This is a genomic window from Mesorhizobium erdmanii, assembly GCF_013170725.1.
GTDB classification, from domain to species: Bacteria; Pseudomonadota; Alphaproteobacteria; order Rhizobiales; family Rhizobiaceae; genus Mesorhizobium; species Mesorhizobium erdmanii.
Window position 1 is genome coordinate 316,062 of the sequence record NZ_CP033361.1, and the last position, 26,049, is coordinate 342,110.

21 protein-coding genes, 1 tRNA gene and 1 pseudogene are annotated in these 26,049 nt (G+C 65.0%); 9 read left to right on the forward strand and 14 right to left on the reverse strand.

Features of this window, described 5'->3' with window-relative positions; all coding sequences use genetic code 11:
- Nucleotides 1-37 precede the first annotated feature (37 nt).
- Nucleotides 38-1,477: an aldehyde dehydrogenase family protein gene (locus tag EB233_RS01450; protein ID WP_027052727.1), complete on the reverse strand. Its 1,440-nt coding sequence runs from the start codon at nt 1,475-1,477 to the stop codon at nt 38-40.
- 271 nt (nt 1,478-1,748) lie between these two features.
- On the opposite strand from EB233_RS01450, the gene EB233_RS01455 reads away from it, so the two are divergent.
- The 6 genes from EB233_RS01455 (at nt 1,749) to EB233_RS01480 (ending at nt 9,929) form a co-directional block, all read left to right on the forward strand.
- A complete protein-coding gene (locus EB233_RS01455) occupies nt 1,749-2,408 on the forward strand; it encodes a TetR/AcrR family transcriptional regulator (RefSeq protein WP_064990360.1) in 660 nt (219 codons plus the stop codon).
- A 140-nt stretch (nt 2,409-2,548) separates the two neighbouring features.
- Complete coding sequence (locus EB233_RS01460) at nt 2,549-4,960, forward strand: GcvT family protein (RefSeq protein WP_064990359.1); 2,412 nt, start codon at nt 2,549-2,551, stop codon at nt 4,958-4,960.
- A 32-nt stretch (nt 4,961-4,992) separates the two neighbouring features.
- Entirely contained in the window at nt 4,993-6,246 is a 1,254-nt protein-coding gene (locus EB233_RS01465) for a sarcosine oxidase subunit beta (RefSeq protein ID WP_064990358.1), read from the forward strand.
- Between the two features lie 8 nt (nt 6,247-6,254).
- Nucleotides 6,255-6,521 carry a sarcosine oxidase subunit delta gene (locus EB233_RS01470; RefSeq protein ID WP_064990357.1) on the forward strand — a complete coding sequence of 89 codons (267 nt, stop codon included), beginning with the start codon at nt 6,255-6,257 and terminating at the stop codon, nt 6,519-6,521.
- On the forward strand, nt 6,518-9,403 hold the full coding sequence (locus EB233_RS01475; RefSeq protein WP_064990356.1) for a sarcosine oxidase subunit alpha family protein: 2,886 nt from the start codon (nt 6,518-6,520) through the stop codon (nt 9,401-9,403). Before EB233_RS01470 ends, EB233_RS01475 begins: the two co-directional genes overlap by 4 nt.
- Nucleotides 9,396-9,929, forward strand: coding sequence for an aminomethyltransferase family protein (locus tag EB233_RS01480; protein WP_064990355.1), 534 nt, complete (start codon nt 9,396-9,398; stop codon nt 9,927-9,929). The genes EB233_RS01475 and EB233_RS01480 overlap by 8 nt, the downstream gene beginning before the upstream one ends.
- 9 nt (nt 9,930-9,938) lie before the next feature.
- Here EB233_RS01480 and EB233_RS01485 read toward each other — a convergent pair whose 3' ends face one another.
- The 11 genes and pseudogenes from EB233_RS01485 to ssuD form a co-directional block, all read right to left on the reverse strand.
- Entirely contained in the window at nt 9,939-10,424 is a 486-nt protein-coding gene (locus EB233_RS01485) for a hypothetical protein (RefSeq protein ID WP_064990354.1), read from the reverse strand.
- A 100-nt stretch (nt 10,425-10,524) separates the two neighbouring features.
- Nucleotides 10,525-11,085: an FMN reductase gene (msuE, locus tag EB233_RS01490; RefSeq protein WP_064990353.1), complete on the reverse strand. Its 561-nt coding sequence runs from the start codon at nt 11,083-11,085 to the stop codon at nt 10,525-10,527.
- Between the two features lie 61 nt (nt 11,086-11,146).
- Nucleotides 11,147-12,394 (reverse strand): SfnB family sulfur acquisition oxidoreductase, encoded by a 1,248-nt coding sequence (locus EB233_RS01495; protein ID WP_064990352.1) that lies wholly within the window; start codon nt 12,392-12,394, stop codon nt 11,147-11,149.
- Nucleotides 12,395-12,417: 23 nt separating this feature from the next.
- Nucleotides 12,418-13,208 (reverse strand): annotated as a pseudogene (locus EB233_RS01500) (ABC transporter ATP-binding protein).
- 71 nt (nt 13,209-13,279) lie between these two features.
- The gene (locus tag EB233_RS01505; protein WP_064990351.1) at nt 13,280-14,617 is read right to left on the reverse strand and encodes an ABC transporter substrate-binding protein; all 1,338 of its coding nucleotides are present in this window, start codon (nt 14,615-14,617) and stop codon (nt 13,280-13,282) included.
- A gap of 65 nt (nt 14,618-14,682) precedes the next feature.
- Nucleotides 14,683-15,723 carry a branched-chain amino acid ABC transporter permease gene (locus EB233_RS01510; protein ID WP_064990350.1) on the reverse strand — a complete coding sequence of 347 codons (1,041 nt, stop codon included), beginning with the start codon at nt 15,721-15,723 and terminating at the stop codon, nt 14,683-14,685.
- Nucleotides 15,724-15,726: 3 nt separating this feature from the next.
- Nucleotides 15,727-16,626, reverse strand: a complete 900-nt coding sequence (locus EB233_RS01515) for a branched-chain amino acid ABC transporter permease (protein ID WP_064990349.1) — start codon at nt 16,624-16,626, stop codon at nt 15,727-15,729.
- Complete coding sequence (locus EB233_RS01520) at nt 16,623-17,573, reverse strand: ABC transporter ATP-binding protein (protein ID WP_064990721.1); 951 nt, start codon at nt 17,571-17,573, stop codon at nt 16,623-16,625. Before EB233_RS01520 ends, EB233_RS01515 begins: the two co-directional genes overlap by 4 nt.
- A 121-nt stretch (nt 17,574-17,694) precedes the next feature.
- A complete protein-coding gene (sfnG, locus tag EB233_RS01525) occupies nt 17,695-18,798 on the reverse strand; it encodes a dimethylsulfone monooxygenase SfnG (RefSeq protein WP_064990348.1) in 1,104 nt (367 codons plus the stop codon).
- Nucleotides 18,799-18,962: 164 nt separating this feature from the next.
- The gene (locus EB233_RS01530; RefSeq protein ID WP_064990347.1) at nt 18,963-20,402 is read right to left on the reverse strand and encodes an FAD/NAD(P)-binding protein; all 1,440 of its coding nucleotides are present in this window, start codon (nt 20,400-20,402) and stop codon (nt 18,963-18,965) included.
- Entirely contained in the window at nt 20,399-21,571 is a 1,173-nt protein-coding gene (gene ssuD / locus EB233_RS01535; protein WP_064990346.1) for an FMNH2-dependent alkanesulfonate monooxygenase, read from the reverse strand. The genes EB233_RS01530 and ssuD overlap by 4 nt, the downstream gene beginning before the upstream one ends.
- Nucleotides 21,572-21,889: 318 nt before the next feature.
- Between ssuD and EB233_RS01540 the strand changes: the two genes are divergently transcribed.
- Nucleotides 21,890-22,564 (forward strand): GntR family transcriptional regulator, encoded by a 675-nt coding sequence (locus EB233_RS01540; RefSeq protein ID WP_064990345.1) that lies wholly within the window; start codon nt 21,890-21,892, stop codon nt 22,562-22,564.
- A 248-nt stretch (nt 22,565-22,812) separates the two neighbouring features.
- On the opposite strand, the gene EB233_RS01545 is transcribed toward EB233_RS01540, so the two are convergent.
- Both EB233_RS01545 and EB233_RS01550 read right to left on the reverse strand, forming a co-directional pair.
- Nucleotides 22,813-22,888: transfer RNA gene (locus EB233_RS01545), tRNA-Ala, on the reverse strand.
- Nucleotides 22,889-23,060: 172 nt separating this feature from the next.
- On the reverse strand, nt 23,061-23,456 hold the full coding sequence (locus tag EB233_RS01550) for a TIGR02300 family protein (RefSeq protein WP_027052744.1): 396 nt from the start codon (nt 23,454-23,456) through the stop codon (nt 23,061-23,063).
- A 206-nt stretch (nt 23,457-23,662) separates the two neighbouring features.
- Between EB233_RS01550 and aroA the strand changes: the two genes are divergently transcribed.
- Together aroA and cmk are read left to right on the forward strand one after the other, a co-directional pair.
- Nucleotides 23,663-25,021, forward strand: coding sequence for a 3-phosphoshikimate 1-carboxyvinyltransferase (aroA, locus tag EB233_RS01555; protein WP_064990344.1), 1,359 nt, complete (start codon nt 23,663-23,665; stop codon nt 25,019-25,021).
- Nucleotides 25,022-25,279: 258 nt separating this feature from the next.
- A complete protein-coding gene (gene cmk, locus EB233_RS01560) occupies nt 25,280-25,930 on the forward strand; it encodes a (d)CMP kinase (protein ID WP_064990343.1) in 651 nt (216 codons plus the stop codon).
- The last annotated feature ends 119 nt before the right edge of the window (nt 25,931-26,049 follow it).

Sequence of the window (26,049 nt, forward strand, 5' to 3'; positions counted from 1 at the left end):
TGCGTGAGGGCTCGCCGGCTCTGTAGCCGGCGGCCGATCAGCCTGCGAACGTGTAGGCGGTCTTCACCGTGGTGTAGAATTCCATCGCATAGCGGCCCTGCTCGCGCGGACCGTAGCTCGAGCCCTTGCGGCCGCCGAAGGGAACATGGAAGTCGACGCCAGCCGTCGGCAGGTTGACCATCACCATGCCGGCCTCCGAATTGCGCTTGAAGTGGGTGGCGTGCTTCAGGCTCGACGTGCAGATGCCCGAGGTCAGCCCGAACGGCGTGTCATTGGCGACGGCAAGCGCCTCGTCGTAATCCTTGACGCGGATGACGCTGGCGACCGGGCCAAAGATCTCCTCGCGCGAACTGCGCATGGCGTTGGTGGCCCCGGTCAGCAGTGCCGGCTTGAGATAGAAGCCCGGTGTCTTGCGGTCGAGCCGCTCGCCGCCGAAGGCCAGCGTGGCGCCTTCCCTGACGCCGATGGCGATATAATCCTCGTCCTGCTTCAGTTGGGTGGCGTCGACCACCGGCCCGATCTGGGTCTGCGCGTCGAGCGCATCGCCGATCACCAGCTTGTCCATCCGCTCCTTGAGCGCGTCGACGAACCGGTCGTGGATAGCGTCGGTCACGATCAGCCTGGACGAGGCCGTGCAGCGCTGACCGGTCGAGAAGAAAGCGCCGTTGAGCGCGCAATCGACGGCGACAGCGAGATCGGCGTCGTCAAGCACGACCAGCGGGTTCTTGCCACCCATTTCGAGCTGGAACTTGCGCATGTGCTCGACGCTTGCAGCGGCGACGCGTTTTCCCGTGCCGACCGAGCCGGTGAATGAGATGGCATTGACGTCGGGGCTGTCCAGCATCGCCTGGCCGACCACCGAGCCCTTGCCCATGACGAGGTTGAGGACGCCCTTGGGCAGGCCGGCGCGATGCAGGATGTCGACGATCGACCAGGCGCTTTCGGGGACGAGTTCGGCTGGCTTGAAGACGATGGTGTTGCCATGGGCCAGCGCCGGGGCGATCTTCCAGGCGGGAATGGCGATGGGGAAATTCCATGGCGTGATGATGCCGACCACGCCGACCGCTTCGCGTGTGATCTCGACGCCGACGCCGGGGCGTACGCTCGGCACGACTTCTCCGGACAGGCGCAATGTTTCGCCGGCAAAGAAATCGAATATCTGGGCGGCGCGAATGGTTTCGCCGATGCCTTCGGCCAGCGTCTTGCCCTCCTCGCGCGCCAGATTGCGGCCGATCTCATCCTTGCGCGCCATGATCTCGTCCGACGCCTTTTTCAGCACCGCGTGGCGCGCCAGCGGACCGGAACGCGACCAAGCCGGAAACGCCGCCTTGGCTGCCGCGATGGCCTGCCTGGCCTGGTCGACACCTGCCGAGGCATATTCACCGACGACGTCGCCAGTGTCCGAGGGGTTGATGTTGCGGGAGCCGGCATCACCGACCCATTCGCCATCGATGAGGTTCTTTCGAAACTGCGCCATATCTGGTCTTTCCTGCTGGTTGGCCGCGCGGCGGCATCTGTCTGACTTGGTATTTGCCAGACAAATGCCTTGCGGGAAAGCACGCACTGACCGAACAGCCGCGACAAAAGTCCCCGAGCTGCCTTTGCGCCGGTCGTTTGGCAGCGTCAGCGCCCGTCGATGACAACCCGGCTAATATCCGCGGGGCGCCCTCCAGGCGAGAGCGAATTGCACTGTACATATATGTCCATAGCCTTGATTTGCCTGATCCGGCGTGTCATGCGTCGTGTCGATGGCTGCACTCGAAACGACGATCCAGCGCGCCGGCGCCACCGGCAACATCAAGGCCACGCGTGAAGACTGGCTGAAGCTTGCGCTTGAGACATTGATCTCGGATGGCGTCGAACGCGTCCGCGTGCTGACGCTGGGCCAGCAGCTCGACGTCTCGCGCTCGAGCTTCTACTGGTACTTCAAGAGCCGCCAGGACCTGCTCGACCAGCTGCTGGACTATTGGCGGCAGACCAACACCAGGTTCATCGTCGAGCACGCCGCACGGCCTTCCGCGACCGTCATCCGCGGCGTGATGGGCATTTTCGAATGCTGGGTGGACGAGAAGCTGTTCGATCCCCGGCTGGATTTCGCGATAAGGGCCTGGGCCCGCCGCTCCCCCGCGACGAGGCGCGCGCTCGATCAGGCCGACGAAGAGCGCGTCAATGCCATACGCGACATGTTCATGCGCCACGGCTATGAGGAAGAAGATGCGTTCGTGCGGGCGCGCGTGCTCTATTTCATGCAGATCGGCTATTACTCGCTCGAGCTCAACGAACCGATGAGCACCCGCCTCACGCACGTCGCCGCTTATCTGCGCAGCTTCACCGGCCAGGAGCCTCCGGCGGAGGATGTCGAGGATTTCGCGCGCTATGTCGAGAAGACGCTTTCCGGAAAACGGTAGACGCAGCCGTCGGCTGTCTCCGCGCCTCCGCTATTCTTAAACCCGCAGCCAGCCTGCTCCGGGCTGCCTTCGCAACTTACTAGACACTAGTGTACAATGCCGGTAAGGTGCAGCACCATAATCGGGCGGAGTGCGGCAGGATGAAATCGCAATACAGGGCGATCGTCATTGGCGGCGGTGTGGTTGGGGCCTCGGTGCTCTATCACCTGGCAAAATTCGGCTGGAGCGATGTCGCGCTGATCGAGCGCGAGGTGCTGACCGCCGGGTCGAGCTGGCACGCGGCCGGCGGCTTCCATGCGCTCAACGCCGATCCCAACATCGCCGCGCTGCAGGCCTACACGATCGATCTTTTGTCGGAGGTCGAAAAGGAATCCGGCCAGAACATCGGCATGCACATGACCGGCGGCATCTCGGTTGCGTCGGCGCCTGAGCGCTGGGAATGGCTGAAGGCTTCCTACCGCATCTTCCAGACCATGGGCATCGATGACGTCCATCTGGTCGGCGTCGACGAGATCCGGCAGCGCTGCCCGATCCTCAACACCGACGACATGCTGGGCGGCCTCTATGCCGCGCGCGAGGGCCATATCGACCCGTCGGGCGTCGTCCACGCCTATGCCAAGGCGGCGAAAAAACGCGGCGCCGACATCATCGAGCACAACCGCGTGCTGGAGCTCAACCGCCGCGCGGATGGCAGCTGGGACGTGGTCACCGAGAAAGGCACTGTTACCGCCGAGCATGTCGTCAACGCCGGCGGGCTGTGGGCCAAGCAGGTCGGCCGGATGGCCGGCATCGACCTGCCGGTGTCGCCGATGGAGCATCACTACCTGGTCACCGAGGCGCTGCCGGAGATCCAGGCGCTCGATCGGGAACTGCCGCTGATCGTCGACCTCGAAGGCTTCACCTACATGCGCCAGGAGCAGAAGGGCCTGCTGCTCGGCATCTATGAGATCAACCACAAGCACTGGAACATGGACGGCGCCCCGTGGGACTACGGCATCGAGCTGATCCAGGAGGACACCGACCGCATCGCCAACGAGCTAGCGCTCGGCTTCAGCCGCTATCCCTGCCTGGAGACGGCCGGCATCAAGCGCTGGGTCAACGGCGCCTTCACCTTCTCACCGGACGGCAATCCGCTGGTCGGCCCGGTGCGGGGCGTTCCCAACTACTGGGTGGCCTGCGGCGTCATGGCCGGCTTCCTGCAGGGCGGCGGCGTCGGCAAGTCGCTCGCCGAATGGATGATCCATGGCGAGCCGGAAGCCGACGTCTTCGGCATGGACATTGCCCGTTACGGCGACTTCGCCTCCAACCGCGAATACATCAAGCAGACGACCGGGCAGTTCTATTCGCGCCGCTTCGTCATGAGCTATCCCAATGAGCAATTGCCGGCGGGACGGCCGTTGAAGACGGCCGGCGCGCATGACGCCATGGATGCGGCCGGCGCGCGCTGGGGCAATTCCTGGGGCATGGAAGTGCCGCTCTATTTCGCCTCGCAAGGCTTCGTCGAGACACCGACGCTGAAGCGCTCCAACGCCTTCGACATCGTCGCCCGGGAATGCCGCAAGGTGCGCGACGGCGTCGGCCTGCTCGATATCTCCGCCTTCTCGCGCTACGAGGTGAGCGGGCCACAGGCCGAGGCCTGGCTCGACCGGTTGCTTGCATGCGCGCTGCCGAAGCCCGGCCGTGCGAAGCTCGCGCCGATGCTGGGCGAGAACGGCAAGCTCAAGGGCGACCTCACCGTCTTCAACTGGGGCGATGGCTTCTGGTGGATCATGGGGTCCTATTATCTGCGGCAATGGCATATGCGCTGGTTCGAACAGCATCTCGCTGAGGGCGCCGCCGTGCGCGACATTTCGGACGCGGTGGTCGGCTTCTCGCTCGCCGGCCCCAATGCGCGGCGTCTGCTCGAGCGGCTAACGCACCAGGATGTCTCGCACGAAGCCTTCGGCTTCCTTGCCTGCAAAACGCTGGATGTCGGCCTGATTCGAGCCAAGGTCGGCCGGCTCTCGGTCATCGGCGAGCTCGGTTACGAAATCCATTGCCAGGCCAATGAGCACGCTGGACTGCGCCGCGCGCTGCTGGCGGCGGGCCGCGACCTCGGCATTGCCGAATATGGCTTCGGCGCGGTCAATTCGCTGCGGCTCGAAAAGAGTTTTGGCATATGGTCGCGCGAGTTCACGCAGGACTATACGCCTGCCGAGACCGGCATGGACCGCTGGACCGCCTTCGACAAGAGCGACTTCATCGGCCGCGAGGCGGCGCTGAAAGAGCAGGAGGCCGGATCGAGGCGCACGCTGGTAACGCTCCAAATCGACGCTGACGACGCCGACGCCAGCGGCTACGAACCGATCTGGAGCCGAGGAAAACTTGCCGGCTTCGTCACCTCCGGCGGCTATGGCCACACCGTCGGCAAGAGCCTTGCCATGGCGCTCGTCGATCGCGAAGCGGCCGGCGTCGATACCGAGTTGACAACCCATATCGTCGGCGTCGAAAGAGGTGCGCGCGTCATCGCATCTTCGCCTTACGATCCGCTGGGCAAGGCGATGCGGGCCTAACCGAACGAGCGATCCGTGCAGAAAACCACGCCATGACCCGTCGCTATTCCGGTCTGTCGCTGTTCAAGGAAGGCCTGGCCGGCCAGACCGGCTGGAAACAGGCGTGGCGCTCGCCCGAGCCGAAGCCATCCTACGACGCTATCGTCATCGGCGGCGGCGGCCACGGGCTGGCGACGGCCTATTACCTGGCCAAGAACCACAACATCTCCAGGGTTGCCGTGCTGGAGAAGGGCTGGATCGGCGGCGGCAACACCGGCCGCAACACCACCGTGGTGCGCTCCAACTATTATTATCCGGAAAGCGTCGAGCTCTATGGGTTGGCGCACCGGCTCTATGAGGGCCTGTCAAAGGATTTGAACTACAACGTCATGCTGTCGCAGCGCGGCATGATCAATCTGTGTCACTCGACCGCCGAGATGGAGATCGGCGCGCGCACCGTCAACGCCATGCAGATCAACGGCATCGATGCCGAGCTGTTTTCACCCGAGGATGTGCGCCGCGTGGCGCCGATCTACAACTTCTCCCCGGATGCGCGCTTCCCGGTGTTCGGCGGCATCTGGCAAGGCCGCGCCGGAACGGCCCGCCACGATGCCGTCGCCTGGGGCTATGCGCGGGCGGCGAGCCGGCTCGGCGTCGACATCATCCAGAATTGCGAAATCACCGATTTCATCATCGAAGGCGGACGCTGCCGCGGCGTGCAGACGACGCGCGGCGCCATCCGCGCCGAGCGCGCCGGCATGGCGGTGGCCGGGCACTCTTCCGTGTTGGCGGCCAAGGCCGGCTTCCGGCTGCCGATCAATTCCTATGCGCTGCAGGCCTGCGTTTCCGAGCCGGTCAAGCCGATCCTCGACACGGTGGTGCTGTCGCCCGGCTGCGGCGTCTATGTCAGCCAGTCCGACAAGGGCGAGATCGTCATCGGCGGTGGGCTCGACCGCATCCCCTCCTATGCGCAGCGCGGCAATCTGCCGACATTGGAGGCCGTGATCGCCGGCGTGTTGGAGATGTTCCCGATTTTCGGCCAGCTCAAGCTGATGCGGCAATGGGCGGGCATCGTCGACGTCGTGCCGGACTCCTCGCCGATCATCGGTCCCTCGCCGCTGCCCAATCTCTTCCTCAACTGCGGCTGGGGCACCGGCGGCTTCAAGGCCATTCCCGCCGGCGGCACGCTGCTGGCCAATCTGCTGGCGACCGGCAAGCACAACGACGTCAGCCGACCCTTCGATCTCGACCGCTTTGCCAGCGGACGGCTTATCGACGAAGCGGCCGGCTCCGGCATCGCGCATTAGAGGTCCTTATGCAGCTTTTCCCTTGCCCATTCTGTGGACCGCGCGACGAAACCGAATTCCACTATGGCGGCGATGCCGGCAATGTCAGGCCCGACGGCGCCGGCGTGCCGATCGACCGCTGGGCCGGATATCTCTACCTGCGCGGCAATCCGAAAGGCACGGCGCGCGGGATCTGGGTGCATATGAACTGCGGCGAGTTTTTCGTCATGGAACGCGACACCGTCACGCACAAGGTGCTGTCCTCGACCGCCCTTGGCGGGGAGCACGCGGCGTGACCGCCTCGCGTCTCGCCACCGGCGGCAGCGCCATCGACCGGTCGCTTGCGATCCGGTTCAGCTTCGATGGCAGAACCGTCAACGGTTTTGCCGGCGACACCATCGCCTCCGCCCTGCTTGCCAACGATGTCGCGATTGTCGGCCGCAGTTTCAAATATCACCGGCCGCGCGGCATCTGGGGTGCCGGCGTCGAGGAGCCGAACGCACTGGTCGATGTCGGCGGCCCCCAATCTACACCGAACACGCGCGCCACGACCGAGCCCGCGCGCGACGGGCTGGTGGCGAAAAGCGTCAACGCGACGCCCAATGCGCTGACCGACCGCAATGCCTTCCTCGACCGCTTCTCGCGCTTCATCCCGGCCGCATTCTACTACAAGACCTTCATGTGGCCGGACTGGCATATGTTCGAGCCGCGCATCCGCGCCATGGCCGGACTAGGCAAGGTCGACACGGACTGGACGTCGCCGGGCATCGCGGACCAGATCAACCATCACTGCGACGTGTTGGTGGTCGGCGCCGGACCGGCCGGACTGGCGGCGGCCAGGCTAGCGGCCGGTGCGGGTCTCGCCGTCACGTTGGTCGACGAGCAACAGAGATTGGGCGGATCGCTCGGTCATCGCGCATGCGAGATCGACGACAAGCCGGCAGCGACCTGGATCGAAGAAACGGTTGCGGAGCTTGCCTCCGGTGGTCACCTGATCCTGCCTTCGACCACCGCCTTCGGCATTTACGACCACAATCTGGTCGGGCTGAACCAGCGTCATTTCGATGGCCGGCGCGACACGCTGTGGCGGGTTCGGCCGCGCCAGATCGTGCTGGCGACCGGCGCCATCGAGCGGCCGCTGCCCTTCGCCAACAACGACCTGCCGGGCATCCTGTCGGCGGACGCGGCGCTCGCCTATCTCCGGCGTCATGCGGTGCTGGTCGGCCGGCGCGTCGTCGTCGCCACCAACAATGACAGCGCTTACGAGGTTGCGGGCGCGCTGGCCGAGGCCGGCGCCGAAGTTACGCTCGTCGACATCAGGCGTGATGGCATGCCACGCGCGCCGGCCAAAGCGCGGCCGATCACCGGGCGGGCGCTTGCCGCCGCCAAGGGCAGTCTTCGCGTCGAAGGCGTGACGCTGGACGACGGCACCAGGCTCGATGCCGACTGCGTGCTGGTTTCGGGCGGCTGGACGCCGACCATTCATCTGTTCGGCCAGGCCAAGGGCAAGCTCGCCTGGAGCGAGGCACGCGCCGCCTTTCTGCCCGGCGATCCGGTGGATGGCATTTCCGTGGCCGGCGGCGCCGCCGGCGCGGTCTCCCTGTCGGAAGTGTTCGAAGGCGCGCAGAAAGCCGTTGCATCGCTCGGCACCACGAAAGCAGCGGTGCCGCGCAGCACCGGTCCGGACGCGACGGCCGGCCTGACAGCGGCCTGGCCGACACCGGGATCGAAGGGCCGCATCTGGATCGACTACCAGAACGACGTGACGGTGAAGGACGTCGAACTGGCGGCTCGCGAAAACTTCGTCTCGGTCGAACACCTCAAGCGTTACACCACGCTCGGCATGGCGACCGACCAGGGCAAGACCTCCAACCTGCCCGGCCTGGCGCTGATGGCCGGGATTACCGGCCGCACGGTGCCGGAAGTCGGCACCACCACCTACCGTCCACCGTTTACGCCGGTTCCGCTGGCGAGCTTTGCCGGCGCGCGCCTAGGGGAACTGATGGCGCCGGTGCGCCGGCTGCCACTCGAAGACGCGCACCGCGCCAGTGGCGCCGTCTTCCAGGAATATGGCGGCTGGCTGCGGCCCGCCCATTACGGCGGTCGCGGCGCCGACGCGGATCGGGCCGTCCAGGATGAGGCGCGGCGTGCCCGCCAGTCGGTCGCGCTGTTCGATGGTTCGACGCTGGGCAAAATCGAGGTGATCGGACCGAAGGCCGCCGAATTCGTCGATTTCCTCTACTACAACACCATGTCGACGCTGAAACCCGGCCGCTGCCGCTACGGCTTCATGCTGTCGGAGAACGGCGTGGTCTTTGACGACGGCGTGCTGATGCGGCTGGACGAGCATCGTTTCGTCGTGTCGTGCTCGTCCTCGCATGTCGCCTCAGTGCACGCGCGGCTGGAGGAATGGCGCCAGGACCGTTTTGGCCGCGACGCGGTCTATATCCACAACGCCACATCGGACATGGCGACGCTGACTGTCTCCGGACCGAACGCAAGGAAGCTGCTCGAAGCGGTCAATCTGGGCGTCTCGCTCGACGAGGCGGATCTGCCGCATATGGCAATCGGCAATGGCACCTATGGCGGCGACGAGGTCCGCGTCGCCCGCGTCAGCTTTACCGGCGACAGGAGCTACGAGGTCTCCATCCGCGCCGATCGCGCCGAGCCTTTGTGGGCACATCTGCGTGAGGCAGGCCGGTCTCTCGATGCCGTCACCATCGGCCTCGAAGCGCTGATGATCCTGCGCGCAGAGAAAGGCTTCATCGTCATCGGCAAGGACACGGACGGCACCACGCTGCCGCATGATCTCGGCAGCGAAGGCCCCCGCGCCAAACGGCAGACCGACTATGTGGGCCGCCGCTCGCTGTTCACCGAGGAGGCCTCGCGAAACAATCGCCTGCAGCTTGTCGGCCTGAGGGTGCCGCAAGGCGAAATGCCGTTGCCTACCGGGGCACATGGCATCAAGCGAGAGGGCGGCAGGCCGCACAGCCAGGGCTTTGTCACCTCGAGCTACCAGAGCCCGACACTCGGCCGGCCGGTGGCGCTCGGCCTGATCGAGCGAGGTGCTGCCCGTCACGGCGAGACGATCGAAGTCCAGCATCTCGGCAAGGTCCGCACGGCAACGATCGCCCCGCCTTGCGCCTTCGACCCGGCAGGAGACCGTCTCAATGCGTGATCTCGCGGAAAAATGGTCTGTCGCGCCGGACGGGAGGAACGTCACGATCGAGGTGCCGGGGCTCAAGATAGGCGCGGTTGCCGGGCTGCACCAACGCCTGGTCAGCGGCGACCTCGCGGCATGGGCCGAGGCATCCGGTTTCGATGGAATGGCCGTCGGGGCATTCGGCCTGGCGGAAGGCATGCGCTATTCGGTCCGCCTGGCGCGCGACCGTCTGCTTGCCGTGTCCACGACGCCCATCGGCATGGCGACGGGATGGTTCAGCCAGGGTTTTGCGGTGACCGGGATCAGCGCCGGCTTGCAGGTATTCGAAGTCGGAGGTGTGGGGCTCGATGCTTTCATCGCACGCGGGACGACGCTCGACCCCAGGCAGCCAAGCGCCAGCGCGGCACTGTCCTTCGCCGGGATCAGCGCCATCGCCTATCGCCATGAAAGCAGCCTGCGCACCCATGTCGATCGTGGTCTTGCCGCCTATCTCTGGACATGGATGGAGCAGGCTGCCGGCCACATCGCGGCGGGAAAGTAGCCCGCACAATCAGAGCGTGAAGGACCAGAACAGGCAGGCGAGCGTCGCGGCGGCAAAAATCACGAAGAACAGGCTGCGCAGGAGCACGTTGCGGCGCAATTCGTTCATGACGAAGTGGCAGCCGACGATGGCCACGGCGAACAGGAAACGCCAGTTGAGCAGCGCCGAAAGCATGCCGCTCTGGCCGAAGGCCCATCTGGCGACAAGGCCTCCGACAATGGTAGCAAACAGCACGATCACCGCCCAGAAGATCGCATCGGCGGCATGGGTGAGCACGATGCTCGCCGCCCTGATCGGCAGGATCATCATCAGCATCGCGCTGAAGAAATAGACCGCCGCCAGCGGGATGAAGGTCGCGGCATCGGCAATGTTGTCGAGGCGCCGCGCACCGATCACGCCATAGGGATAGCCGTGCCGGGCGACGGTAAGGCTCAGCGCCATGAGCAGAGCGGTGAACACCGCGACCAGGGCGAAGGAAGAGAGGGCTTTGCTCATGATGTTCCTGTCCAGTGCGAATCAAACAGGAACCGTTTTATCGGGCGCTCGTAAATTGCGCGTAAGCACGGCAAGCGCCGTGCGGATCTCGATCGGCGCACTACTCGGCGGCGATCCGGCCGGACACGCGGTTGGCCAGCACGAAACCGACCTCGTCCACCGCCTGCGCCGCGCGCTTAAGGATCGCCTCGGAGCGCAGCGCGCCGTCGGTGAAATCCTTGTCGGTGGCGTAGACCGCGGTCGGCAATGCAAAGGCCTCGAAAAAGCCGAACAAAGGCCTGAGCTGATGCTCGACGATCAGGGCATGACGCTCGCCGCCGCCGGTCGCGGTCAGAAGGACCGGCTTGCCGCGCAGCGCGGCCGGATCGATCAGGTCGAAGAAGTGCTTGAAAAGGCCGGTGTAGCTGCCCTTGTAGGTGGGCGAGCCGACCACTAGGACGTCGGCGGCGAGAACCTGCGACAGGATTTCCAGGCCCCTCGCGTCGAGATCGCGGGCCCATCGTGCGGTGCCGAGCGATGGGCCGACATCCTCGATGTCATAGGTGCTTGCCGACAGGCCGTGTAGGGCGGCGATATCCCTGGTGACGAGATCAACGAAGGCGCGCGTCTTGGATGGCCGTGTGATGTTGCCGGAAAAGCCGACGACTGTTGGGTTTGACATGGCGGTGGCCTCTTGATGGTCGAAAGGTTACTGTGGCGGGATCGCGCCCGCCATCGGAAAATCAGCTCCAGGCGTGCAGCGGCGGCTTCTCGCCGTTGAGGAAATACTTGCCGAGGATCGAGTATTTCCAGCGTACCGGATCGTGCAGCGTGTGGGTACGCGCATTGCGCCAATGGCGGTCGAGATTGTGCTCGGCCAGCGTCGAGCGGGTGCCGGCCAGTTCGAACAGTTTGTTGGTGGCGGCGATGGCAATCTCGGTCGACAATATCTTGGCTTCCGCGGTAACGATCTGCGCATGCGCGACCGTTTCCGCCGTCGGCTCGGCCACCGCCTTGTCGATGGCGTAGCCGGCCCTCTCGAGCAGCGCCTGCGCCGCGTGCAGGCGCAACGTCAGGTCGCCGATCGCCTGGATGGTGTAGGGGTCGTCCCAGGCATTGTCGACGCCGCTGTCGATCCAGGCGCGGCTCCTGGTCCTGACGAAGTGGACCGTCTCGTCGATCGCCGCCCGGGCGATGCCGGTGTCGACGGCCACCTGGATGATCTGGAAAATGGCGCCGTCGGCGGTCGGCTTGTCGTAGCCCTTGTAGCCCGGCACCAGATGCGTCTTCGGCACCTTGACGTTGTCGATGATGACCGTGCCCGAGAGCGTCGTGCGCTGGCCGAAGCTCGACCAGTCGTCGATGACGGTCAGGCCCGGCGCGCCGCGGTCGGCTATGGCGTACCAGGCGCGGCCCTCGTCATCGAGCGCCACGATCGGTACCAGATGGGCAAGCAGCGCGCCGGAGGAATAGAATTTGCGGCCGTTGACGACGACATGGTCGCCGGCGTCGGTGAAGCGGGTTTCGAAATCGGCGGCGCGCTTGGAGCCGAACTCGGAAAAGGCATTGCCGAACCGCGTGCCCTTCAGCGCTTCGGCAAACAGCAGCTTCTGCTGCTCGATGTCCGACACGGTGCGGATGGCGGCGACGACGCCGAGATGGTTCTGCGCCACCTGGCCGATCGAGGAATCCGCCGCCGAGATGATCTCGACCACCTTGGCCAGCGTCGCATAGGACAGTTCGGGGCCGCCGAACACCTTGGGCACGTTGATCGACCACAGGCCGCTCTGCGAGAACGCGTCGAGCTCGGCGACCGGCCAGATCCTGTCGCGGTCGCGCTTCGACGACTCCTTGACGAATTCGGCGGCCAGCGCATGAGCGATGGCGATCGCCTCGGCGTCGCTCTTGATGATGTGCGCCGGCACTGATGGCCTTGCGACGGGCGGGACTGCGGCGGAAGCCTGGTCGGTCTTGACGGTCGAGACGGTCATTTCACTGCTCCTTCGGATTTGGTTCAGGCAACGGCATGGAGATGGGTCGGCTTGGCGGCGGGCGATGGCTGCTGGCCGAGGTAGAGCGCCCGGATATCCTCGCGCTGGCGAAGGTCGGCGGCGGTGCCGGAAAGCACGGAAACGCCGTTTTCGAGCACCGTGGCATGGTCGGCATAGCGAAGCGCAACCGCCGAGTTCTGTTCGGCGACCAGGATCGAGAGGCCTGTCTCGCGGTTGAGCTTGCGCAGCGTCTGGAAGATGTCCTGGACGATCAGCGGGGCGAGCCCCATCGACGGCTCGTCCAGCACCAGCAGGCGCGGCCGCGACATCAGCGCCCGGCCGATGGCGGTCATCTGCTGTTCGCCGCCGGAGGTCAGGCCTGACAAGGTCCGGCGCTTTTCCTTCAGGCGTGGAAAAAAGGCATATATCCGTTCGAGGTCGGCGGCGATCTCGGCGCGGCGGCCGCTGCGGCCAATGCCGCCGGCGACCAGATTGTCCTCGACGCTGAGGCTCTTGAAGCAGTGACGGCCTTCCAGCACCTGGACCAGCCCGGCGCGCACCAGGTTGCCCGGGCTGCGGCGCGAGACATCCGAGCCGTCGAAGCGGATGGTGCCGGCATTGATCTGGCCGCGCTCGGCCGGCAGCAGGTTGGAGACGGCCTTCAGCGTGGTGGTCTTGCCCGCGCCATTGGCGCCGAGCAGCGCCAGGATCTCGCCGCGCCTGATCTCGAAACTGACGCGTGCAACGCCGTGATGGCGTGGTTGTAGGTGGCGTGCACGGCGTCGACGGCAAGGATGATTTCGGTGTCGGGCATGACTGTTTTCCGTATGTCTCGAAACTGACGGCCGGGCGCTGCGCAGGAATACGCGGCGCCCGGCCTTGCGATCAGTTGGTGGTCACGGCGTTGGCATCATCCGCGGTGCGCAGCTTGATGCCCTTCTCCTTGGCATAGGCTTCGGCTGACTTTTCGATGATCGGCCGCAACAGCGCCCAGTCCGGGGCGATCCAGTCGGAGACGACGTTCCACTTCTTGCCGTCCCACTGCTGGAAGGTCACGTAGCCTTCGCCCTCGTGATTGTCCCAGCTGACATTGATGGAGTGGAACAGGTCCTTGGCGCCCAATGCCTCGACCTTGGCCGGATCGAGCTTGAGATGCTCGAAGCCCCAGCGGACTTCGTCGCCGGTCAGCGTGCGGTGGCCGAACTTCTCCTGCGCGACACGGATCGCCTCGACATTCAGGATGCCGTTGACGATGCCGAGATTGTGGTAGACCGAGCCGATGCGGGACTTGTCCTCGAGGTTGCCCTTGCCGGCGTCGTAGACGGTCTTCACGATTTCCTTCACCACCGGATAGGAATTGCCGGAGGCCTGGGTCGTGATGGCGGTGTAGCCCTTGGCGGCGTCGCCGGCGGGAATGACATCCTCTTCCGAGTTCGACCAGACATTGCCGACGATGTGATCGACGGGATAGCCTACCTTGACCGCCGTCTTCAGCGCCACCGGGTTCATCACGCCCCAGCCGCGCAGGACGACGAAGTCCGGCTTGGCGCGGCGGATGGTCAACCACTGCGACTGCTGTTCGTTGCCGGGATGCGGCACCTCGATCTGCTGCACGGTGAAGCCGTATTTCTGCGCCAGCAATTCATAGATCGGGATGGTCTCCTTGCCGTAGGGCGAGCCGTGATAGAGCACGACGATCTTCTTGCCCTTGAGCTTGTCGATGCCGCCTTCCTTGGAGGCGATGTAGTTCACGATGCCGGAAGTCTCGCTGTAGGGGTTGAGCAGCAGCGGGAAGACGTAGGGGAAGACGCGGCCGTCGGTGGAATCGGTGCGGCCGTGGTTGACGGTGATCAGCGGCACCTTGTCGGCGGTGATGCGATCGATCATGGCATAGGCGATGCCTACCGATAGCGGGTTCCAGGCGGCGGCACCGGCATGGCTCTTCTGCCGCTCGTAGCATTCGACACCGCGCTCGACCTCGTACTGGGTCTCGCACTCGTCCCAGGTCAGCTTGACGCCGTTGACGCCGCCATCGCGGATGTTGATGAGGTTGAGGTAGTCGATGAAGCCGCCGAAGAAGCCGGTGCCGCCGGCCGCATAAGGCCCAACGCGATAGCTCTGTAGCGGGAAATACTGTTCGTCGGCGTGGGCGGCCGGCAAGGCCACCGACACGATCATCGCCGCGGACAGCGCCGCCGCCTTGATTGTGCTGAGGAACGTCATTGTCTGGAAACTCCTGAGATGGGCCGTCTTTGATCCGGCCTCTGGTTGATTTTCGAATGGACTGTTCAGGTCGACTGCCAGGCAAACAGCAGCCGTCTTCGGACCCTGTCCCACAGGGCCACCAGCCCATCCGGTTCGAGGATCAGAAACAGGATGATCAGCGCGCCGAGCACGATGCGCTGGCTCATGTCGAGCACGCCGGAGTCAAAGACATCGCCGAGCAGGAAACCACCGAGGCGCGACAGCGCGAGCGGAAAGACGACGATCAGGGCGGCGCCGAAGAAGGCGCCGCGGATCGACGCCAGGCCGCCGATGATGATGATGAACAGGATTTGAAACGAGCGGTCGAGGTCGAAGCCATCCGGCTCGACGGTCCTCAGATAGGCGAAGGCCCAGATGACGCCAGCGACGCCGATGATGAAGGACGAGATGGCGAAGGCCAAAAGCTTGGTCTTCAGCACCGGTATGCCGATGATGCGCGCGGCCGTCTCATTGTCGCGGATGGCGATGAAGTTGCGGCCCGTTTGCGACGAGACCAGCCGGTAGGCGAGGAAGGTGAGGATGCTGACGATGGTCAGCGCGAAGAGATAGCGGCCGACGGCACCCTCGAGGGCAAAGCCTGCAATCGACAGCCTTGGCGCGTCGATGACGCCGGAGGCGGAGTTGTTGGAGAACCAGCTGAACTTGGTCAGCGCCCATTGCACGAAGAACTGGGCGGCGAGCGTCGAGACGGCGAGGTAGAAGCCTCTCAGCCGCAGGCTGGGCAGGCCGAAGACGATGCCGATCGCGGCAGCGACGATGCCGGCGAGCACGATGCTGCCGACCAGCGGCAAGCCCTCGACGCGCAGGTTGAAATTATAGGCGGCGAAGGCGCCGGCGGCCATGAAGGCGGCACTGCCGAGCGAAACCTGACCGGCATAGCCGGTGAGGATGTTCAGGCCGACGCCGGCGAGGCTGAGCGCCAGGAACGGCAGCAGGATGGCCTCGAACAGATAGCTCGAGCCGATCAGCGGCACGACGCCATAGGCGAAGGCGAGCAGCAGAACGGGCGCGATCCATTTCGGCAGCACCGGCGCGGACGAAAATTCGGCTGTAATCGCGGCCATGGCTCAGACCCTTTCCACGAGCTTCTGGCCGAACAGGCCGGACGGGCGGATCAGGAGGAAGACGAGCGCGACGACATAGGCGAACCAGCTCTCGATGCCGCCACCGAAATAGTCGCCGATATAGACCTCGGCGAGCTTCTCGCTGGCGCCGATCAGCAGCCCGCCGACGATGGCGCCGAGGATGGAATCGAAGCCGCCGAGCACCAGCACAGGCAGCGCCTTGAGCACCACCAGCGAGAGCGAGAACTGCACGCCGAGGCGGGCGCCCCACAGCAGCCCCGCCACCAGCGCGACGAGGCCGGCCGCCGCCCAGACGGTGCCCCAGATCAGCGGCAGCCTGAGTCCGACCGCGAGAGCGGCGAACTGGTCGTCGGCGACGGCGCGGAAGGCAAGGCCGATGCGGGTGTAGCGGAAGAACAGCGACAACAGCAGAACCATGCCGGCCGCGACGACCGCCGCGAAGATGTCGAACTGGCTGATCAGCACGCCGCCGACTTCCAGCGGCACGTCCTCGATGCCGAGGTCGAGGCCATGGACCTGCGTGCCCCAGATCAGCTGGGCGGCGCCCTCGATGATGTAGGAGAGGCCGAGCGTCGCCATGAACAGGGTGATCGGCGGCTTGTTGGTGAGGGGCCGCAGCACCGTGCGCTCGATGGCGATGCCGATCGCCACCATGATGGCGAAGGTGGCCACCAATGCCAGGGCGAAGGGAACGCCACGCTCGACCAGGCTGACGAAGGTGAGCGCGGCGAACAGCAGCAGCGCGCCTTGCGCGAAATTCAGCACGCCCGAGGTCTTGTAGATCAGCACGAAGCCGATCGCGACCAGCGAATACATGACGCCGGAGAGTAGGCCGCCGATGAGCACTTCGATGAAGAACTGGTAGTCGAAATCGGCGATCATATGCCTGCCCTTCCTTCATCGAGGGAGAGGGCCTCATCGTTGGAGGCGACGCCGAGATAGGCGTCGATGACGCGCTGGTCGTTGCGGACTTCGTCGGGCGTGGCGTCGGCGATCTTGCGGCCGTAGTCGAGAACGGCGATGCGGTCGGACAGGCCCATGACGACGCCGACATCGTGCTCGATCAGCACCACGGTGGTGGCGAAGTGGTCGCGCGCGGCGCGCACGAAGGCAGCCATCTCGCTCTTCTCGCCTGCGGTCATGCCGGCCATCGGCTCGTCGAGCAGAAGCAGGCGCGGTCGCGCGACCAAAGCGCGGGCCAGTTCGACCCGCTTCTGCAGCCCGTAGGGCAAGGTGCCTACGAGACGATGGCGGATGGCGGTCAGGTCGAGGAATTCGAGGATCTGGTCGGCGCGGCTGAGGAAATCGCGCTGTTCGCCGCGCGAGCGGCCGATGCCCAGCACCTGGCCGGCGAAATTGGAGCGGACCCTGTAGGCGAGGCCCGAGGCGACATTGTCCAGGACGCTGAGGCCCTTGAACAGCGCAAGGTTCTGGAACGTCCTGGCAACGCCGAGATGCGCCAGGCGCTGTGTCGGCACCTGGGCGTAGCTCGCGCCATCGAGCCTGACATGGCCGCGGTCCGCACGGTAGACGCCGCTGATCACATTGATCAGCGAGCTCTTCCCGGCGCCATTCGGCCCGATGATCGCCCTGATCTCGCCGGGACGAACCGACAGGTCGATCTCAGCCAGCGCCACGACGCCGCCGAAAGACAGGCCGATGCCCTGCAGCGAGAGCACCGGCGCGGCGGCGTCCGCGGCCGGCACCGCCGTCGTGCGGTCTTCCGGTTGCGCTTCGACCCGCAGGCTTGCAGGCAGACCGCGCGCGAACACCTCCGGCGCATAGACCGAGGCCTCCATCACTCCCAAGGCATAACTGGCCAATGGCATTTCCATCATCCCCGACCGCGCCGGCAGGCGCGCAAAGCCTCATCGCCGCCCGAGGGTTCGAGCGTCGGTCATGCGTTGATGCGCCGGCCGGACTTCTGTCCGGCCAGTTCGTCCGGTTGAGCTATTCCGCCGCCAGTGAAGCCGCCTGATCGGCGCCTTCCAGTTCGCGAACGAGCGGGATGACGTGCTTGCCGAAATACTCGACCTCTTCCTGGAAATGCAGAAAGCCGAGCAGGATGAGATCGGCGCCGGCGCGCTTCAGGTCGACGATGCGCTCGGCGACCTGCCTCGGCGTACCGATCAGGTTCGAGCGGAAGCCGTCATTGTACTGGACCAGATCGTCGAAGGACGATTTCGCCCAGTTGCCCTCGCCTTCCGGCGAAGCCTTGCCAGCATTCTTGACCTCGTGGCCGAAGGCGTTGACGGCTTCGGGATTGGCCTTGGCGATGATTTCGGCAAGCACCGCCTTGGCCTCATCCTCCGTCTCGCGGACAATGGCGAAGGCGTTGACGCCGACCTTGACCGAGTGGCCGTTGGCCGTCGCCTTTGCCCTGATGTCGTCGACCTGCTTGGCGATTTCCGCCGGCGTGTTGCCATTGGTGAAGTACCAGTCCGAGACCCGCGAGGCCATGTCGCGCGCCGCACGGGACGAGCCACCCTGGAAGATTTCCGGCAGCGGCTGCGGCGGCTTCGGCTTCAGCGAATATTCGTTGAAGCGGTAGAAATCGCCGCGGAAGGTGAAGCTGTCTTGCGTCCAAATTCCACGCAGCGCACGGATGAATTCCTCCGAACGGCGATAGCGCTCGTCATGGTCGAGCCAGTGCTCGCCGATGGCATGGAACTCGCCACGGAACCAGCCGGAGACGAGGTTGATGGCGACGCGGCCATTGGTCAGATAGCTGATGGTGGCAAGCTGCTTGGCCGCAAGCGCCGGGGTCCACGGGCCCGGCAGGATCGCGGCGATGACCTTGAGCGTCGTGGTCGCGGCCAGGAGATCATGGCTGAACGCCACCGATTCATGCTGCTCGTCGGCGCCATAGCCGGCGGTGAAACGGATCTGGCTCAGCGCATAGTCGAAGCCGGCCCTCTCGGCGATCTGCGCCAGCTTGCGGTTGTATTCGGCCGAATGGCTGGTGCGCTGCTCGATGTTGGAAATCACCAGGCCGCCCGACACATTGGGCACCCAGTAGGCGAATTTGACCGCGTCGTTTTCTGCGTGTGCCATGAACTCACTCTCCCATTCAGGCCGTTGGATTGCCCCGGCCGCAGCCGGGTGTCGCCAATATTTATTATGTTTATGGATTTTATATACAAAGGTGGATTTTCCGTTTTTGGCACTCTTTCAGAACGGGAATACCAATTTTGAGCGACCAGACCGGCTCGCGGTTATCAGTGGTGTCCGGCGTCGCCGCCGGACGCCGGAACCGTTTCGAACATCTTGGCGACCTCGGCCGCGACCGACTGGGCGTGACGGGCGACCTCCGGCAGGCCCATCAGCTCGCCAAAGGTGCCGCGCGCCAACGGGCCGGCGACCAGCAGCGTCGCCACCGGTTTGTCGTCGCGGCCGATAGCGCGGCTGTCGAGGCTGGTTTCGATGCCAAGCCTGTAGGCATCGGCCCTGATCAGGCCGGCCCCGGCCAGGGAGCGCAGCGCCGGGTTGGACTGCAGCGCCTGTCCGTGGGCAGGGCCGGTCGTGTTGAAGACAGCGTCGAAGCGCATCGTCTCGATCGCTGTGCGGCCGCGCCGCTGGAAGCTGACGGCCAGGCCGTCATCCTCATCGTTCGATGCGACAAGCCTGGCGGCGATGGTGTCGAATGTGCCAGCCGCCTGGCGGCGGTCGAGCACCTCGTCGACCTGCGGCGCGATCCTGAAGCGATGTACATCCCAGAAGACGCGCAGATGGCGGACCAGCCTTGCCCGCTCGCGCGGCGCAAGGGCGGCCCACAGCACCGTCCCCTGCGAGCGAAGCTGGTCGAACACCGACTGCCAGTTGGCACCGGCATCCCGTGCCGCCGCCAGCGTGGCGCGGATGGTCCTCAGCAGTCCAAGCGCCGTCGTGGCAGGCGCCGAGGCAAAGTCGCCGAAAGGCTCGCCCCTCACGTCGGGATGGCCGCGCGAGCGCAAACCGCGCCGCGACAGCGCCAGGATGCGGCCGCGATGGCCACGGCGATCGAGTTCGGCGACCATGTCGGCCGAAGTCAGCCCCGAGCCGACGATCAGCACCGAAGCGTCCGGCCCGATCCCGGCAAGCGCCGATGCGGCGTAGGGGTCGGCGACGAAGCCCGGCGCTTCCGTCAGCGAGGCCAGCGCGTCGGGAATTCCCGGCTGAGGATGTGTCGCCGCCAGCACGACGATGTCGGCACTGACCGGCCCGGCGGACGTATGCACTGTCCAGCCGGCGCCATCGGGATCCCGCAAGATCCGCGTGGCCTGGCCTTTGACGTGACGGACAGCGCCGGAGTTGAGATAGGGCGTGAGTTGCTCGGCTGCGTAGCGGCCGAAGACGCGCCGGCGCGGAAACACATCGCCATTTTTCCACAGCGCATCTGTATCGCGTTCTATTTCGCCGCTGGCGGCCAACCAGCGCGCGAAATGCTGCGCATCGTCAGGCGCCATGCTCATCCTTACGGCAGGGACATTGACCCGGTGCGATGACTCCTCGCTGGAATAGGCAAGGCCACCGCCGATCGCCTGGCGCGGCTCGATCACGGAGATCGACAGGCTTTCCGGCCGGTATGCCCGCGCCAGATGCCAGGCCACCGCCGCACCGGAAAAGCCGCCGCCGATGATGGCGACGCGCGAGCGGCGGGCCGGAGGCAGCGCGTTCACGAGGCGCTGGCGAGCGATTTCGGCCGGTGGTCGCCGGCGATGGTCTCGCCGAACGGCCCGGTGTTCACCGATGTGCCGGCGGCCTTGACCGGATGGTCAGTCGGCAGTTTCGGCAGCACGAGTTCGCCGAAACGATAGGCTTCTTCCAGATGCGGGTAGCCGGACAGGATGAAGGTGTCGATGCCGAGACGCCGGTATTCGTCGATGCGTTCGGCAACCGTGTCGGGATCGCCGACGAGGGCCGTGCCGGCGCCACCGCGCACCAGGCCGACGCCGGCCCAGAGGTTGGGCGCGATCTCGAGCTTGTCGCGGCTGCCGCCATGCAGCGCGCTCATCCGCGCCTGGCCGACCGAATCCATGCGGGCAAACACTTTCTGCGCCGAGGCGATCGTCGCATCGTCGAGCCGGCTGATCAGCCTGTCGGCCGCCGCCCAGGCCTGCTCGGTCGTCTCGCGCGCGATGACATGCAGCCGAATGCCGAAGGAGAGCTTGCGGCCGGCCTTCTCGGCCAGTTCACGCACGGCATCGAGCTTGCGTTCGACATCGGCCGGAGGCTCGCCCCAGGTCAGGTATTTGTCGATCTCCTGCGCCGCCACCACCGATCCGGCATCCGACGAGCCGCCGAAATATAGCGGCGGATGGGGCGTCTGCACCGGCGGGAACAGCAGCCTGCCGTCCTCGATGCGGAAATGCTTGCCCTGGTGCTCGACCTTCTCACCGCTCAGCACGCGCTTGTAGATCCGAAGGAATTCCTGAGTCACCTCGTAACGCTCGGCATGCGAAAGGAAGATGCCATCACCCTTGTTTTCCAGCGGATCGCCGCCGGTGACGACATTGATCAGCAGGCGGCCATGGGAGATGCGGTCGAGCGTGGCGGTCATGCGCGCGGCGAGCGTCGGCGATTGCAGGCCGGGCCGCACGGCGACGAGGAATCGTAGCCGCTCGGTCAGCGGCGCCAGCGCCGAGGCTATTACCCAGGAATCCTCACAGGCGCGGCCGGTCGGCAACAGGACGCCGTAATAGCCCAGCGTATCGGCGGCCTTGGCTACCTGTGTCAGATAGGGCAGGTCGACGGCCCTGCCGCCTTCCGTCGTGCCGAGATAACGGCTGTCGCCATGCGTCGGCAGAAACCAGAGAACCTTGATGCGGTCGGGAATGTCTTTTGTCACGGCTGGCCTCCCGCAATTCGGCGGCGGCCTGTGCCTGAGAGGGTTGAAAGCGGGCGCATAGGGGCGGGCATGGCGGAGTCCTGTCCGGGAAAACCAGATCGCCCGTGTATTTTGCTTATTCTATAAAATCTGTAGAGTTAGTTTATTCCAAATCCATCGCTGGAATTGGAAATTCTCTCCGACTCGTATGGGCAGCGGTATCGGTCGCCGGTCCTTGGCCGCCTTGCCGAGTTCGTCAGCACCGTTCGCATCGGGTGCATTACAATTACATTCCAATATAATCCGGCTAATTCCGGTGAACGAAGACGTGGGCTTGCCATGGACTTGGATCCTTCGACGCTCAATAGGGCGCTTCCGTTGCGCGATCAGATTTACCACCAGATCCGCAACCTGATCGTCGTCGGGCAGATGAAGCCAGGGGAAGTGATCAACGAGGTGGCGATCGCCGAAGCGCTCGGCGTCTCACGCACACCGGTGCGCGAAGCGGTCAAGCGCATCAGCGACGAGGGTCTGGTCGATATCCTGGCGCAGACCGGCACGTATGTCGCCCCGATCAGCCGGGCCGATCTGGAAGAAGCCTATGTCATTCGGCGGGCCCTCGAGATGGAGAGCACTAGGCGCGCGGCCGCGAAGTTCACACCAGCCGCCAGTGAGTTGCTGGAAGACAATATGGCAGCGCACCAGCTTGCCATAGCGCGCGGTAGATATGCCACGGCGATACAGCTCGACGATGTCTTTCACCGCACCATCGCCGAGATCTGCGGCATGCCGATGATCTGGCGAGCCGTCGACATCTCCAAGGCGCAGATGGACCGGGGCCGCACCCTCGTCATCCCGAAGCCCGGCTATGGCGAACAGACGATCGAGCAGCATCGGGCCATTCTCGACGCCCTGAAGCGTCACGACGCCGATGGCGCCGCGCAGGCGATGGAAACTCATCTCGAGACATCGTTGCGCAACACGCTCGAAGTCGCCGCCGAGCTTCTCGGCTGAAGCCTTCGGCTCCGCCTACTCCGACCATCATGGCAGCCCCTGGCCAGGGATGTAGCGGTGCTTAAAGCGCGTCGCGTCGAAACGGATTCATGCGGCGCGCTTTAGGTCTTTGTTTTTATGCATGTCGTTCTCCCAGAACCGAGGTTACTTCTGGGCGACATGCATTAGGGCTGCCGCCTAAGCCGCCCGAGACGGCGCGGTGGTAGACCGAGCGACCCATTCACTGCAGTGCATGATGAGAGACTGTTTGGTGGAGCCAATCGGAATCGAACCGACGACCTCTTGAATGCCATTCAAGCGCTCTCCCAACTGAGCTATGGCCCCACTCCCGGCAGTCAGCCGGCGCCGTTTCCGGCGAAGAGATCAGCGCGGGTTGGAACACCGCGCCGTTAGTGCAGGCGGCTTCTAACCCCGCCTTTCCCAGATATCAAGCCTCGATAAAGGCTTTTTCTTCACAGGTCGCGAAAGCCGGCAAAAGCCTGCTCTCGCGAGCCGATCAGACCTCGTCGTCGTCGTCGCCGACGCCGATCATGTCGGAGACGTCGTCATCTTCTTCCTCTTCGTCGGCGAGGAACGTGTCGTCCTCGTCGTCGCCGAGGTCGACGTCATCATCCTCATCGTCGCCAAGATCGGGAAGGTCGTCGCCGCCCTTGGCCTCGTCATCGGCCTCTTCGAGCGAAACGACCTCGGCGCCTTCTTCGTCCTCGGCGTCCACTTCCTTCTCGGCCACTTCCTCGTCCTCCTCGACGGCGGCAATCTTGCCTTCATCGAAGTAGGAACGCGGATAGCTCTTGCCCGTATAGGGCGAGACGATCGGGTCCTTGTTCAGGTCGTAGAATTTTCGGCCCGTTTCTGGGTCGACACGCTTTGTGCCAAGTTCGGTTTTTGCCACGGCAAGCCTCGTGAATAAAAGAGTGGTCCCCTTAACCACAGTTTGCGGCGCTGTCAAAGCCAAAAGCCGGCGTCACAAAACCAAGTTCTGAAAGGCCTCGCGCCAAGTGACGACCATGGGGATGACCATTTCGCCTCGCCGTGATACGAGACCGCCGCAACAAATGAAAAGCGCCGGCACGCCGGCATTCCGTCCAGGGAAATTCCATGTCTCACGCCGCCGCTGCCAAGCCGGCCACCGCCCGCAAATCCCAAGCCCTTTCCGGCGCCGCGCGCGTGCCGGGCGACAAGTCGATCTCACACCGTTCCTTCATGTTCGGCGGCCTCGCCTCCGGCGAAACCCGTATCACCGGACTGCTGGAGGGCGAGGACGTGATGCGCACGGGCGCCGCGATGAAGGCGATGGGCGCGCATATCGAAAAGCACGGCGCCGAATGGGTGATCCGCGGCACTGGCAACGGCGCGCTGCTGCAGCCCGAGGGTCCGCTCGATTTCGGCAATGCCGGCACCGGCTCTCGCCTCACCATGGGTCTCGTCGGCACCTATGACATGGAAACCACCTTCATCGGCGACGCCTCGCTATCGGGCCGGCCGATGGGCCGCGTGCTGGAACCCTTGCGCCAGATGGGCGTGCAGGTGCTGAAGGCGACGCCCGGCGACCGCATGCCGATCACGCTGCATGGGCCAAAGCACGCCGCCCCGATCACCTACCGCGTGCCGATGGCCTCGGCGCAGGTGAAGTCGGCCGTCCTGCTCGCCGGCCTGAACACGCCCGGCATCACCACGGTGATCGAACCGGTGATGACGCGTGACCACACTGAAAAGATGCTCAAGGGGTTCGGCGCCAACCTGTCGGTCGAGACCGACGAACGCGGCGTGCGCCACATCTTCATCGAGGGCCAGGGCAAGCTGACCGGCCAGACCATCGCCGTGCCGGGCGACCCCTCGTCGGCCGGCTTTCCCTTGGTCGCCGCACTGATCGTGCCGGGTTCCGACATCACCATCGAAAACGTGCTGATGAACCCGACCCGCACCGGCCTGTTGCTGACGCTGCAGGAAATGGGCGGCCAGATCGACATATTGAACCCGCGCAATGAAGGCGGTGAGGATGTCGCCGACCTGCGCGTGCGCTATTCCGAATTGAAGGGCGTCGCCGTGCCGCCGGAGCGGGCGCCGACAATGATCGACGAGTACCCGGTACTGGCCGTTGCCGCGAGCTTCGCCGAAGGCGAGACGTTGATGCAGGGGCTGGAAGAACTGCGGGTGAAGGAATCCGACCGGCTGTCGGCCGTCGCCAACGGGCTGAAGCTCAACGGCGTCGACTGCACCGAGGGCGAGGCGACGCTTGCCGTGCGCGGCAGGCCAGGCGGCAAGGGCCTGGGCGGCCATCCGAACGGCCTGGAGACTACGGTGCAGACCCATCTCGACCATCGCATCGCCATGAGCTTTCTGGTCATGGGACTGGCGACGGAAAAGCCGGTGACCATCGATGACCAGGCGATGATCGCGACAAGTTTTCCGGAGTTCATGGGGCTGATGAAGGGGCTGGGCGCGGAGATCGAGTGACGGGGCAATGAGCTTGAGCCGACCTGAGACGCTTGCGGGACAGCGCCCCCCTCTGTCCTGCCGGACATCTCCCCCACTAGGGGGGAGATCAGCCGTCATCTCGGCTTTCGCCAATCATATACGTTGCAGGATTGAGCGACGCTCCAAAGCTGCCAATCTCCCCCCTCGTGGGGGAGATGTCCGGCAGGACAGAGGGGGGCGCCGTAGGGCGCGGCGCTTGTCATTCGCGTTGCGTCTTCCGAGCGCGAAGGGCGGCCAATGACCTCACCCTTCACCATCGCCATCGACGGTCCCGCCGGCGCCGGCAAGGGCACACTGGCCCGGCGGCTCGCCGACCACTATCGGCTGAACCTGCTCGACACCGGCCTCACCTACCGCGCCGTTGCCCATGCACTGCTGCAGGTCGGCCTGCCGCTCGACAATGTCTCGGCGGCGGAGACGGCGGCGCGCCAGGTCGACCTGGCCAAGCTCGACCGCGCGGTGCTGTCGGCACATGCCGTCGGCGAGGCGGCCTCCAAGGTCGCGGTTTTCCCGACCGTGCGGCGCATCCTCGTCGAAAAGCAACGCGACTTCGCCAGGACGCCGCCGGGCGCGGTGCTCGACGGCCGCGACATCGGCACGGTCGTGTGTCCTGATGCGGACATCAAACTCTATGTGACGGCCAGCGCCGAGGTGCGGGCGAGACGCCGGCTGGCCGAAATCGAAAGCATCGGTGGAACCGCCAATTTCGCCGAAATCCTCGCCGATATCGTGCGCCGCGACGAGCGCGACATGGGCCGTGCCGACTCGCCCTTGAAACCGGCCGCCGACGCGCACTTGCTTGATACCAGCGAAATGGCTATAGAAGCCGCGTTTCTCGCGGCCATGGCTGTTGTTGACGACGTGCTGGCTAGGAGAAACAAGGCCTGATCCGGGTTTTGTCCCGTGTTTCCGTTGCTGGAAGCGCAGAAAATACCCATATCGGGCACGAACCAGCCTGCCAGCATTCTTACAGAGCGCCGGAATTTCCGCTTAAGAAGCGGCCTAGG

Excerpts from the sequence above, each read along its gene's own strand:
- EB233_RS01465 (WP_064990358.1), top strand. The coding sequence starts at position 4,993 with ATGACCCGTCGCTATTCCGGTCTGTCGCTGTTCAAGGAAGGCCTGGCC.
- EB233_RS01495 (WP_064990352.1), bottom strand. The coding sequence starts at position 12,394 with ATGACCGTCTCGACCGTCAAGACCGACCAGGCTTCCGCCGCAGTCCCG.
- EB233_RS01520 (WP_064990721.1), bottom strand. The coding sequence starts at position 17,573 with ATGCCATTGGCCAGTTATGCCTTGGGAGTGATGGAGGCCTCGGTCTAT.
- EB233_RS01485 (WP_064990354.1), bottom strand. The coding sequence starts at position 10,424 with ATGAGCAAAGCCCTCTCTTCCTTCGCCCTGGTCGCGGTGTTCACCGCT.
- msuE (WP_064990353.1), bottom strand. The coding sequence starts at position 11,085 with ATGTCAAACCCAACAGTCGTCGGCTTTTCCGGCAACATCACACGGCCA.
- EB233_RS01450 (WP_027052727.1), bottom strand. The coding sequence starts at position 1,477 with ATGGCGCAGTTTCGAAAGAACCTCATCGATGGCGAATGGGTCGGTGAT.
- EB233_RS01505 (WP_064990351.1), bottom strand. The coding sequence starts at position 14,617 with ATGACGTTCCTCAGCACAATCAAGGCGGCGGCGCTGTCCGCGGCGATG.
- EB233_RS01480 (WP_064990355.1), top strand. The coding sequence starts at position 9,396 with ATGCGTGATCTCGCGGAAAAATGGTCTGTCGCGCCGGACGGGAGGAAC.
- EB233_RS01540 (WP_064990345.1), top strand. The coding sequence starts at position 21,890 with ATGGACTTGGATCCTTCGACGCTCAATAGGGCGCTTCCGTTGCGCGAT.
- cmk (WP_064990343.1), top strand. The coding sequence starts at position 25,280 with ATGACCTCACCCTTCACCATCGCCATCGACGGTCCCGCCGGCGCCGGC.
- EB233_RS01460 (WP_064990359.1), top strand. The coding sequence starts at position 2,549 with ATGAAATCGCAATACAGGGCGATCGTCATTGGCGGCGGTGTGGTTGGG.
- EB233_RS01455 (WP_064990360.1), top strand. The coding sequence starts at position 1,749 with ATGGCTGCACTCGAAACGACGATCCAGCGCGCCGGCGCCACCGGCAAC.
- EB233_RS01470 (WP_064990357.1), top strand. The coding sequence starts at position 6,255 with ATGCAGCTTTTCCCTTGCCCATTCTGTGGACCGCGCGACGAAACCGAA.
- EB233_RS01515 (WP_064990349.1), bottom strand. The coding sequence starts at position 16,626 with ATGATCGCCGATTTCGACTACCAGTTCTTCATCGAAGTGCTCATCGGC.
- EB233_RS01510 (WP_064990350.1), bottom strand. The coding sequence starts at position 15,723 with ATGGCCGCGATTACAGCCGAATTTTCGTCCGCGCCGGTGCTGCCGAAA.
- sfnG (WP_064990348.1), bottom strand. The coding sequence starts at position 18,798 with ATGGCACACGCAGAAAACGACGCGGTCAAATTCGCCTACTGGGTGCCC.
- aroA (WP_064990344.1), top strand. The coding sequence starts at position 23,663 with ATGTCTCACGCCGCCGCTGCCAAGCCGGCCACCGCCCGCAAATCCCAA.